This window comes from Virgibacillus natechei, from assembly GCF_026013645.1.
Classification (GTDB): Bacteria; Bacillota; Bacilli; order Bacillales; family Amphibacillaceae; genus Virgibacillus_L; species Virgibacillus_L natechei.
Map to the genome: position 1 here is coordinate 2804206 of NZ_CP110224.1, position 12004 is coordinate 2816209.

9 protein-coding genes and 1 pseudogene are annotated in these 12004 nt (G+C 37.7%); 3 read left to right on the forward strand and 7 right to left on the reverse strand.

All coding sequences use genetic code 11. From position 1 onward, the window contains the following. Positions 1 to 297 precede the first annotated feature (297 nt). Positions 298 to 441 (reverse strand): annotated as a pseudogene (locus OLD84_RS19335) (sigma 54-interacting transcriptional regulator); the annotation flags it as partial. Between the two features lie 230 nt (positions 442 to 671). Continuing rightward, positions 672 to 1766, reverse strand: a complete 1095-nt coding sequence (locus OLD84_RS14445; RefSeq protein ID WP_209464314.1) for a CdaR family transcriptional regulator — start codon at positions 1764 to 1766, stop codon at positions 672 to 674. A gap of 141 nt (positions 1767 to 1907) precedes the next feature. Between OLD84_RS14445 and OLD84_RS14450 the strand changes: the two genes are divergently transcribed. From OLD84_RS14450 to larA, 3 genes are all read left to right on the forward strand, one after another. Continuing rightward, complete coding sequence (locus OLD84_RS14450; RefSeq protein WP_209464313.1) at positions 1908 to 3068, forward strand: glycerate kinase; 1161 nt, start codon at positions 1908 to 1910, stop codon at positions 3066 to 3068. Next, positions 3065 to 4195 (forward strand): 2-keto-3-deoxygluconate permease, encoded by a 1131-nt coding sequence (locus OLD84_RS14455; protein WP_209464312.1) that lies wholly within the window; start codon positions 3065 to 3067, stop codon positions 4193 to 4195. The genes OLD84_RS14450 and OLD84_RS14455 overlap by 4 nt, the downstream gene beginning before the upstream one ends. A gap of 72 nt (positions 4196 to 4267) precedes the next feature. Continuing rightward, positions 4268 to 5530: a nickel-dependent lactate racemase gene (gene larA, locus OLD84_RS14460; RefSeq protein WP_209464311.1), complete on the forward strand. Its 1263-nt coding sequence runs from the start codon at positions 4268 to 4270 to the stop codon at positions 5528 to 5530. A gap of 284 nt (positions 5531 to 5814) precedes the next feature. On the opposite strand, the gene OLD84_RS14465 is transcribed toward larA, so the two are convergent. From OLD84_RS14465 to OLD84_RS14485, 5 genes are all read right to left on the reverse strand, one after another. Further along, positions 5815 to 6768 carry a hydroxyacid dehydrogenase gene (locus OLD84_RS14465; protein WP_209464310.1) on the reverse strand — a complete coding sequence of 318 codons (954 nt, stop codon included), beginning with the start codon at positions 6766 to 6768 and terminating at the stop codon, positions 5815 to 5817. A 796-nt stretch (positions 6769 to 7564) separates the two neighbouring features. Further along, positions 7565 to 8872 carry a TRAP transporter large permease gene (locus tag OLD84_RS14470; RefSeq protein ID WP_209464309.1) on the reverse strand — a complete coding sequence of 436 codons (1308 nt, stop codon included), beginning with the start codon at positions 8870 to 8872 and terminating at the stop codon, positions 7565 to 7567. Next, on the reverse strand, positions 8869 to 9372 hold the full coding sequence (locus OLD84_RS14475) for a TRAP transporter small permease (RefSeq protein ID WP_209464308.1): 504 nt from the start codon (positions 9370 to 9372) through the stop codon (positions 8869 to 8871). Before OLD84_RS14475 ends, OLD84_RS14470 begins: the two co-directional genes overlap by 4 nt. Positions 9373 to 9387: 15 nt before the next feature. Next, the gene (locus tag OLD84_RS14480) at positions 9388 to 10503 is read right to left on the reverse strand and encodes a TRAP transporter substrate-binding protein (RefSeq protein WP_209464307.1); all 1116 of its coding nucleotides are present in this window, start codon (positions 10501 to 10503) and stop codon (positions 9388 to 9390) included. 548 nt (positions 10504 to 11051) lie between these two features. Continuing rightward, positions 11052 to 11996, reverse strand: a complete 945-nt coding sequence (locus OLD84_RS14485; RefSeq protein ID WP_209464306.1) for an acetamidase/formamidase family protein — start codon at positions 11994 to 11996, stop codon at positions 11052 to 11054. Positions 11997 to 12004 lie beyond the last annotated feature (8 nt).

Below are 12004 nucleotides of genomic sequence, written 5' to 3' on the forward strand. Positions count from 1 at the left end.
CCATCCACTAAGATTGGGAATATTTAAATTTAAACAGAGCTTTTTCACAGAAGAAACGGCTAGATCAGCAGCATCTTCATCCGTATAATTCCTAGCTTTTGGTGAAAAAATCCTCCCTAAATCTGCTAAACGGCTAATTGATTTTACTGGTATTTGATACTCAGTACAGATAACATTTAAATAATTTGAAACCAGCGGTGGAATGTCTTCTGTCCGCTTACGAAGCGGTGATATCGGCAACTCGATAACATTTATTCGATAAAAAAGATCCTCACGAAAGTCCCCCGCTTCTACCATCTCTTTTAAATTACGATTTGTAGCCGCAATAATTCTCGTATTAATTTCGTATTTCTCAATACCACCGACACGTTCAAATTCCTTTTCCTGCAAAATCCTCAATAATTTTGTCTGCAGTAGTACAGTATATTCAGGGGCAGGCAATGGTTGTACATCGTATTCCGATCTGGAAGAATGACAGGATTATTGGGGCAATTGGTATGCTTATTTTTGAAGGTGTTACAGAATTGTATCGAATCTATGAAAGATTCCAGAAAAATACAATTATAAATAACCAAGAACAGCGATCTATTCCTATAAAAAAAAGGAAAAGTAGAAAAATGACGTTTGGTTATTTAACTTACAATCATTTTTATAATCAAACTCTATTTCTATCATCCCTTCCCCTTCCGCCAAATCCACAATGCCACCTGCAATATCAAAGCATCTCGAAACTTCCTCGGATCATAACCTGTTTCTTCTATAATTTTATGAAGCCGATAAATAAACGTATTTCGATGCACATACAAATCATCGGCTGCCTTTTGGATATTAAGATCATTCACAAAAAAGGCTTCCAATGTACTTGCCTTATTTTCGTCCAAATTTACCAGCACCCGATAAGAAAACCGCTCTGTAATGTCATCATCGACTTGATAAATTAAAGCTTTTGCTTCAATTTCAGCAAAGGAGATAACCTCTTTTTCATGTTTACTTATTTTCAACGTTATATCACAGTCCAAATAAGCCTGGCTGAATTCTTCTAACTTATAGAAAGGTAAACTGTAAGCAATCCTAAAAACAACATTTTGTTTCTTCAATAAAGCATAAACGCTTTCAATCTTTCTCCTTATTTCCTTCTTTTCTAATCCGGAAGTCGCTATAATTAGTCGATTCACATTAATAAATGCGACTATTCCATTTTCGTCTCCAATCGTTTCCTCCAATTTTCGAATTAATTTCTGGTTTGTGATCGTTCGTTCTGTTATTTGTATAACCATCGTCGTAAAAGGTTGCTCGAAATTTATTCGGAGCAAACTGAGGCCTCTATCAATATCGTTAAACGAAGGTTCCCTTTTCATCAACTGCTCTATGATCATCTCTTTCGTCCGCTGCTTCCATTCCATTTGTGAGACGACAAATTCCTGCCTGATCATAAGTTCAGTAGTCATCTTAACTAGCTCACCGATATCTCCCATTTCAGCAGGATCTCCTGTAACACCTATGACACCAATGATTTCTTCCTGAAAATTGATGGGGAGATTAACACCAGGTTGGGTTCCTCCCCATGATTCCTTATCAGCAGAAATAATTCGAGTTTCCCCGCTTTTAAGAACCTCTAGCGCCCCCTCATGAAAAGACCCTATTCTGAAAGTATCTCGTGTCGCAATAATTATTCCTTCCGTATTCATAATATTAACGTTGCGATGAAGTCGAATCGACGTTTCTTCCACAATTGCATTTGCAATTTTTTTCGTTAACACCTTCATTTTATCCCACCTTTTGGTTATACCCTATAAATAATAGCTAGAATTCAACCTTATTTTCATATATTATAACCATATACATATCTCGTCAAGATTCTTATAATTAAGGTTAGATACTGAAAGCGTTTACCGAAGGAGGATTACATGAAAATCATTATCGCACCAGACTCATTTAAAGGAAGTTTAACCGCCATAGAGGCAGCTCAGGCGATGAACAAAGGAATTAAAAAAGCATTTTCTGATGCAGAAACGGTGTTATTGCCGGTGGCTGATGGTGGAGAAGGGAGCATGGAGACACTGGTTTCAGCTACCAATGGAAAAATAGAGCACGTCCAGGTTGTCGGGCCTTTAGGCAGTAAAGTAGAAGCAGCTTATGGCATATTGGGAGACAGTGAAACATGTGTGATTGAAATGGCAACAGCATCAGGGTTAAACCTTGTTCCAGACGAGCAACTTTCTCCATTAAGAGCAACTACTTACGGCACTGGTCAATTAATTAAACAAGCACTGGATGATGGGTTCTCTTCCTTTATAATTGGTATTGGAGGATCGGCGACAAATGATGGAGGAGCTGGAATGCTGCAAGCACTGGGACTGCAAATTTTAGACAAAAACGGAAATGAAATCGGTTACGGTGGCTGTGAATTAAGTAAAATTAATCAAATTGACATGAGGTCTTTCGATAAACGTATCAAAGACTGCAACTTTATTATCGCATCAGATGTACAGAATCCACTTATCGGAGCAAATGGGGCTTCTGCTATTTTTGGTCCACAAAAAGGGGCAACAGCTGAGGATGTAGCATTGCTGGATGGAAATCTAACGCATTGGGCGGATGAGGTTGCAGAGATAACGGATATAAAACTACATGACCTACCGGGTGCTGGTGCGGCTGGTGGCATAGGGGGAGCATTTCAAGCGTTCTTTCCGTTCGTGATGAAACGTGGAATAGACGTGGTCCTGGACTATATAAAACTGGATGAAAAGGTAATGGGTGCCGACCTTATTATTACCGGAGAAGGTCAGGTTGATAGTCAAACAGCTTCTGGAAAAACCCCGATGGGAGTCGCTCAGGCTGCAAAAAGGAGAGACGTCCCAACAATTATTATTGCGGGGGCAGTAGGAAAAGGGATTGAGGTACTCTATGATTTTGGAGTGATAAGTGCCAACAGTATTATCAATAGTCCTATGCCTTTGGAGGAAGCGATTGAAAGGGCAGCAGAATTGGTTGAATTGAGTGCTGAACAAGTTGTCCGGTCTTATTTTTATCAGAAGATAAACGGTAGTGGGAGGGTAAATACATGAGAATAAAAGAGTCGGTAGAAAAAGTGCCAGGGGGTTTAATGGTGATCCCACTTCTTTTAGGGACAACACTAAACACAATTGATCAAATGCATATTCCATTTGTAATGGATATTCTAAAAGCACTCGGCGCACCAGAAACAGAAGAAGGATATTATGAATTTTTACAAATTGGCGGGTTTTCTCAAGAACTTTTTAAAGACAGTGCACTCGTCCTTATCGCTTTATTCTTGTTTTGTGTTGGTAGTCAGATGAATTTAAAAATAGGCGGAAGGGCTTTAAAAAAAGGTACCTTAATCACCACATCAAAATATCTTAGCGGTCTAGGAGTTGGAATGGCATTCGGATTTTTCTTTGATCCATGGAGTGGAATATTAGGGTTATCAACTTTAGCAATTGTAGCCGGAATGACAAATAGTAACAGTGGAATGTATGCTGCTTTAACCGGACAATATGGAAATAGATCCGATGTAGGAGGATTGTCCATTCTCGCGATTAATGATGGGCCCTTCTTAACACTAGTATCGTTGGGTATTATAGGAACTGCTTTCCCTATGATTTCCTTCATTGCTGTATTATTACCAATCGGGATTGGAATGATATTAGGAAATCTAGATCCAAAAATACGTGAATTTCTAGCACCGGGGGAAACGTTAACAATACCTTTCTTCGCATTCTCTTTAGGAGCAGGTATGAATTTGGCAGTCTTCTTTAACCCTTCTGTCCTTGCAGGTGGATTAGTTATCGCTGTTTTTACCTTTGTAATTTCTAGCGGAATGGGAATCCTTGCATTTAAACTTTTCAAGGAAAAAAGTTATATTGCCCCAATTGCTGAGGCATCTACAGCAGGAAATGCTACCGCAACACCTGCAGCAGTGGCTTCGGCTGCCTCTGTAGCAGTAGGTTCAGGGGCTATGACAGCAGCGGAATACGAAATGATACAGAATATTGTTCCGATTGCTACAGCACAAATTTCCATAGCAACCATCACAACCTCTCTACTCTGCCCACTTGGGGTAATTCTGATGGATAGATATCAAAGGAGAAGAGGAATTGATGGAACCCGTGAAGATCTAGGAATAAAGAAAGAGAAAAATAAAGAGGAAACCAAACATGCAGCAAATAATTAATTCTTTTTCATATCAAAAGAGTAAGCGTTATCTTATAATAGAACTAAATACAATCAAGGGGTGGGATACAGTATGAACACAGAACTACTCTACGGAAAAGAAGGTCTAACACTCGACCTACCGGAAAATGCCTATATCATCGAACCAAAAAACCTACCAAAACTGGGAAATGATAAGGAAGCAATCAAAGAACACTTACGAAATCCAATTGGATCACCGTCACTAAAAGAATCGGTGAAAACCACAGACATCGTATCCATCGTAATCAGCGATATCACCAGACCAACACCGAACCATATTTTAGTGCCCATATTAATAGAAGAACTCGATCATGTTCCCTTAGAAAACTTCGTAATTATCAATGGAACAGGGACACATCGCGATCAAACAAGGGAAGAATTTGTACAGATGCTAGGTGAGTGGATTGTGGATAATATCCGTATCGTCAATAACCACTGCCATGACAAAGATACGCTGGTGAACGTTGGCAAAAGTAAATTCGGCTGTGATGTATATCTAAATAAGGATTATGTGGAGTCAGACTTTCGAATTGTAACAGGCTTTATCGAACCACATTTTTTCGCAGGGTTCTCCGGTGGGCCAAAAGGAATGATGCCTGGAATCGCGGGAATTGAAACGATTATGACCTTTCATAATGCCAAAATGATTGGAGATCCGCTAGCGACTTGGGGCAATATGGAAGATAATCCTGTTCAGGACATGACGCGTGAAGTAAATGGAATGTGCAAACCGGATTTCATGTTAAATGTTACGTTAAATCGTGAAAAAGAAATCACAGCAGTTTTTGCCGGTGAACTCTATGAAGCACATGACAGAGGGTGCGAATTTGCCAAAGAGCATACCATGTCCCGCTGCGACGAACGGTTTGATGTCGTCATCGCCTCAAATTCCGGCTATCCGCTTGATCAAAATTTGTACCAAGCTGTAAAAGGGATGAGCGCAGCACACAAAGTCGTAAAAGAAGGTGGATCTATTATTATCGCATCTGAATGTTCGGATGGCTTGCCCGACCACGGAAACTATTCCAAGATCTTTGATATGGCAGACAGTCCTCAGGGGCTACTCGATATGATCAACGACCCGGAATTTAAAATGTTTGATCAATGGCAGGTTCAAAAACAGGCAGTAATCCAAGTTTGGGCGGACGTATATGTGTATTCCAAGCTGACAGATGAGCAGGTGGAAGGAACGATGCTGAAACCGTCGCATGATATTGAGAAAACGATAGAAGATTTAAAGGGAAAATATGGTGAGGATATGAGTATTGCTGTATTACCGCTGGGGCCTTTGACGATTCCATATGTGGAGGAATGATGGTACTTATATATACAGCAACGTGCGAATCGCAGGAAATTCTCTCGTTCTTTTTGCTATATGCCCTCGTAATAGGGTGACACCGTTTGTAGAAGCTAAAAAGTTAGATTTACGTTAATAATTATGTTTTCTATGAATTCAGCAATTTTGTCTGTGCTAATTTTTAAGAGTTCTAGTGCTGCCGGATTTTCGATTACGTATAAGAAAAGTTTTTTAAACAGTAAAAGCAGCCCATCCTTATTTTTGACAGGCTGCTTTTTCTTATTTGAAATTAGTACTCTATTTTAATTCACCCTGCAAAGTGACTGACTGCCATTCAACACGCTGTCTACTTCCTCTGCTATTAGCATAGCTGTCCGGGATTGTGCTTCAATCGTCAAGCCGGCAATATGTGGGGATAAACGGATGGATTTTACCTGAGCAAGCGGAGAATCCTTCTCTACCGGTTCCTTTTCAAGCACATCAAGATAGGCACCTGCTAGTTGTTTTGATTTTACAGCTTCAACAAGATCCGGCTCGTGTATAATTCCTCCCCTTGCTGAATTAATCACATAGGCATGCGGTTTCATCAATGGGAAGTTATCTCGATTGATCAAATGCTTCGTCGATTTCGTCAATGGTACATGCACAGAAATAAAATCGGATGCTTTTAAAAGATCTTCCAGTTTTTCAAATTGACGGATTCCTGTTTCCTGGACCACATGATCAAACGGAGCCACAAACGGATCAAAGCCAACCACGTTCATGCCAAATGCCTTTGCTCGCTTGGCAACACGGTGGGATATTTCACCCATCCCCACAAGGCCAAGTGTACGTTTATTCAGCTCATACCCTGTGAAAAATTTACGATCCCAATTTCCCTGACGAACATCCTCATCCGCATCCGATAACGGCCGTGAAGCATCAAGCATCGCCGCCATTACATATTCGGCAACAGAGGTCGCATTTGCATTTCTTGCCGATATAACCGGAATGTTTCGTTCTCTGGCTCCCTGTAGATCAATATTATCCAATCCAACTCCAAGACGGCCGATAACCTGCGTTTTTTTAGCCGCCTCAAGAAATTCCGTATCAACTTTTGTTTCATTTCGTACGATAAGTGCATCATATTCTGGTAGCAAGCTAAGTAATTCTTCTCGTTTACGGCTCAGTTCCATATCATAATCGACCGTATACCCTTTCCGCTTAAGTTCATCGATTCCGTCTTCCCACATTAACTCTGTTACAAGAATCTTCATTCGATGCCCTCTCCTTTTGGTTAAGTAATCTGATAATCCTGTATCATCTGTTAATTATACTGCTAGGTCATCAACTTAACAATATATTTCGGTTTTTAAGTTTCCCGATTTTCTTCCTACAAAATGAACTAAATATGATTCTATGAGCAAAAATTCAATTTGGTCGGTTCTTCAAGGAATGTCTTATTTTCACCAACACATATAAACGTCAAACTAGCACTTTTTTGAAAAGTACATTTGGATATTTCTATGTATTTAAAATACTGAATACTATTCCTATCCTTTTCCAATATTGCTTTTATTCGTGGCAAAAATCAATATACATCTTGATCTGATCTTTGGCTTTCATATCTTTTTCCAGTTCAATGACAGCATGGAAAAATCCTTTTTTCTTTTGATTTTTAACGTCTTAAAGGTGATCATGATGGATAGAAGTAAAATATTCTTTTCAGGCTAGTTAAAGACGAACATGAATGCCTTCCATGAAATTGATGCTTTTACACACGAAACTGCAATCTAGTAATGTAATTTTTTAAATTGGAATTGCTCCTATTATTCAATTCGGGCAAATCTTGCCCGGTTTTTCTTATCATACGTAAAGGCTATAAATGATAATCTAAGAGTGCACAGAAATGATTGTGGTTTTTTTATCGTTTCATCAAAAAAGACTTATTTTTCACATGTTTTATTTGTTTTCAACTAGGGAGTCGGGATAAGTTTGTGAGATTAGACGCATTACTAATTCATACGCCTAATCTATTTTCAAAATCTAACACTCTTAACATTTATTGATCTGTCATTCAGTCATTATGTCAGGTAGAAAAGTAACTATTTCTGGGAAAATAATTAATATGACTGTTAGAATAACCATTGTTCCAATCATAGGAGCAACATTAGCAAAAATGCGTTCAAGTGGGATTGTACGGTCGATTCCATGAATGATATAACATACAACTCCAAGTGGAGGTGTTAATAAACCAATATTTATCATTAAAACCATGATTACCGCAAACCAAACTCCATCAAAACCTAAATCGATTATAATTGGATACACAATTGGTAACGTTAATACTTGAATCGCAATACCTTCCATAAATAATCCCATTATCAAGTATACAAGTAAAATTAAAACAAGAACTACATATGGAGAAACAGATAAATCTGCAACAAATAAAGTTAATGTTGCGGGAATACGAGTAATGGCTAAGAAACTACCCAATAAATCAGCGCCAATGATGATAACAAATATCATTGCCGTTAATCGTGCTGTTTCATCAAATGCATCTTTTAATTTTTGCCAATTAAGTCTACCCGTTAAAGCTGTGTATAAAAACGCCCCGAATGATCCGACACCCGCTGCTTCTGTTGGAGTGAAAAGACCAAAGTAAATTCCTCCAACACTAATTACAAAAATGAGAAGAAAAGGCCAAACAGGAGTAAACGCTTTTAACTGTTCCTTCAATGGTGCTCTTGTTTGACCAGTTGGTGCTAATTTTGGATTTTTCATAACTAATATATAAACTGTCGCCATTAAGAAAAGTGAACAGAGTATTCCTGGAACTATTCCAGCAATTAGTAAAGGACCAATTGGCTCCATGGTTAGTACCCCGTAAAGAATCAACGCTACACTTGGAGGGAGTAAAATTCCTAATGTCCCACCTGCTGCAACGCTAGCAGCGGAAAGACCAGGATTATATCCAAAACGCTTCATTTCAGGTAATGAAAATCGGGCAACGGTTGCAGTTGTAGCGTTAGCAGAACCTGATATAGCTGAAAATATGGCACTTGCACCTATTGTTGCCATCGCCATTCCGCCCTTAACATGACCAAACCATTTATCTACACCTTCAAATAACTCGCGGCCTAACCCGCTATAAGATAAGATCATCCCCATTAAGATAAAGAGTGGCATAACGCTTAAAACATAGGAAGTTGCAATATTTAATGTTGTCATTCCAAGTTGCGCCAAACCAACGTCTAGTGTTGTTAAATATGAATATCCACTAAATCCTATCAAGAATAAAGATAATCCAACAGGGGCGCGAAATAAAATCAGAGCTATTAACAGAACAATCCCAATTACTCCAATCATTTCAGAACTCATTCATTCTTCACCACCTTTTGTACAGCTTTTAGTAATTCTAATAGCATTGTAAATGCAAAAAATAAAATTCCAATACTTGAAATAACCGCGATCACAAAAACAGGTATACCCAAATCAGCTGTTTTATCATTACCAACATGTAATCGAAATGCATAATCGGCAACTTGCCATGTAATTAATGCTACTAATAAAAAGAAAATAAGATAAGTAATTACATCAACAATTGCTTGAGTTCTTTTTCCAAAGCGATCTACAAGAAATGTAACGTGAATATGACCTTTTTTAATTTGTGTATAGCCTAAACTAAAGAAAATTACTATTGCCAATGCGAATCCAGTTAATTCAAAAGCCCCGTAAAGGGGCTTTATAAAGATCCGTCCTGTTACATCAACAACTGTAATCATCATTAGGATAAAAAGAACAACCATAGCTATACGTTGTGCAATTGCATTCAATGGATAAATGACTTTTTCAAGATCTTTAATTGTTTTATCAAGCAAAGCAAACACTCCCTGTTAGTATTCTTCACTTATGCGTAAGGCTTCTTCATGAACTTCTAAACCTGGCAACCCTTCACTTTCCATCTCTTCAACCCAATTATTATGAATAGGGTCAAGAGCTTCTTCAAATTCTTCTTTGTCTTCTTCAGAAAGCACATTAATTTCAATACCAGTCTCTTCTGCTAAATCTTTACCTCTTGCAGCGTCACTCGCATAGACGTCAGCAGAAAGTGCTTTATATTTATCTATTACACTGTTAATTGCACCTTGATCTTCCTGGGATAAACTTTCCCAAACATTTTTGTTCATCGAAATAACAAAATTCGTAGTATAGAAGTCCCCCTCTGTAATATAATCGGTTACCTCATTTAATTGAAAGTTAGCTACCCCAGAATAAGGTCCCATTCTTCCATCAACTACTCCCCTTTGCATTGCTTCATATACTTCATCCATTGGCATGAATACAGGCGTTGCTCCCCATGCCTCAACTACCTCGTTAGATGCTGGTGAGGGTGTACTGATTTTTAAGCCTTGAAGATCCTCTACTGAATCAATTGGTTTCTCTGTAGTTAATATTTGGTCACTATCAATACCGAATAACCAAAGTACTTTATTATCTGCATATTCCTCTTGAATTTCAGGGAATTTATCATATAGATCTCCAATTAAATCAGTTGCCTTTTCAGGAGTTTCTGCAATAAAAGGTAAGTCAGCAACCGATGTGAGTGGGAATTTCCCTGGATTATAAGCCTGAATTGCATAAGATAGATCAGCAACTCCAGTAGTTGTCATTTCATATTGTGCTGTAGCATCACCAAGCGCAGCACCTGGATAAATTTCTGCAGTAACTCTTTCATCTGTTAGTTCTGCAATTTCCTCAGCAAATGGTTCTAAAACATCTGTATGATAACCATGTTGTGGTGATACAAAATGAGAAACTTTGAGGGTAACTGAATTTCCAGCGTCAGCAGTGTCATCGGAATTTTCACTTTTATTTTCTGAAGTTTCTGCTTCTGCACCAGTAGATGTAGTATCATTGTCCGTAGAACAAGCAGAAATAATTAACACAACCATTAATAATAGTGCCACGTAGATGCTTTTAAGTAGATTGTTTTTCCTTTTCTGTAACATTTAAATTCGCTCCTTTAAAATATTATTTTTTATTAAAAATAATTGAAATACTCAAATAGACTACAAAAAACCACCCCCCCCCTTTCAATGAAGAGATTCCGCTATAAGCCCAAATTTTAGTTCGCTTTTATACAATGGACTTTGGGTAATATTGTTCATGATTATACCCAACATTTTTATGAAGACAACCTATTTATTGCTTTAGACACTTTAAAATAAATAATAAGTCAATTCAAACCAGCCCACCTAATTAACCATAAACACGAACATTAATTTTTCAGTTCATTTTTTTTGAAATTATAGGTTCATCAAGGGGAATTTATCTCGTTTTTTCTAAAAAAGGGTATAGGTCCCCCTTTCCCCCAATATCTGTTTACTAGATAGGTTACACTCGACAAATCAGAAAATCAGCAAATTAATTATAAGTCAATTGCAGCATTGGTATGACGCTTTTCCCAATTATATCAAGGCATACCTACCTAATTTGTGCTGCGAAAGTTGAGTAAAAAAGTTAAATTTAAAAAAACAATTTGTTAAATAACCTCTATTTAGTTGAATATAGATAAAGGCAAATACGCGGAAACAACATAGTTCGGTTCATTAACGATTTCACTAATTTTCAAGTCAACTGTTAAACTTGATAAGATATAAGCTTCTTTCCTTGATAAAGAATGATTTCTTTCTAAATGGTCGATCATGTTTTTAACAGCAGTCTCTGCACATTTTTTTAAGTCAGGACCAATTCCTGTCGTACCAAAGAAACCTTTTGAATTATCGGCAAAGCATGCTGATTTTGTAGAAGTATAAAAATAAGGTGTTTTGCTTGTTGAACCTTTATGTAAAGTAAACTTTAATTCACCATAAAGGGGACTTTCTACGCCATTGATACAGATTTCTCCATCACCTTGCGCTGCATGTCCATCACCTGCAGAAAAGAGTGCTCCATTCACTTGAATAGGTAAAAATAACCTTGCACCTTTCGTTAAATGACGAATATCTATATTCCCTCCAAATTTATTTGGTGGGATAATTGGATGATCTCCATCCACTTCAGGTGCTACTCCCATTGTGCCTAAAAAAGGAATAATTGGAACAGTTATATTCTTATTAAACTTAAAATGAGTTTTCTTATTTAAATCAAATGTTCTTATATATCCTTCAGTAAATTCTTCGCTTAGCAATCCTTTTCCAGGAATAATCGCTGTCCAACCCCAGCCTGTCGTTTGAAGATCCATTATTTCTACTTCCAAAGTATCTCCAGCTTCTGCACCTTCGATATAAATTGGCCCACTAATCGGATGCATTTGTGATTTATTCATACGTTGAAAATCTTCAATCTTTGAATATATATTGAGTTGTAGATTACTAACATCCCTAAAATTAAAAATAACAGAGTCCCCGGATTCAATAAACAAGGTTGGATTATGCTGATTATTCCATGTGTGATGAACTGTTTCTGGGCACACATGCGTTGCCGAACGAACATGATTCATTTCAAAAC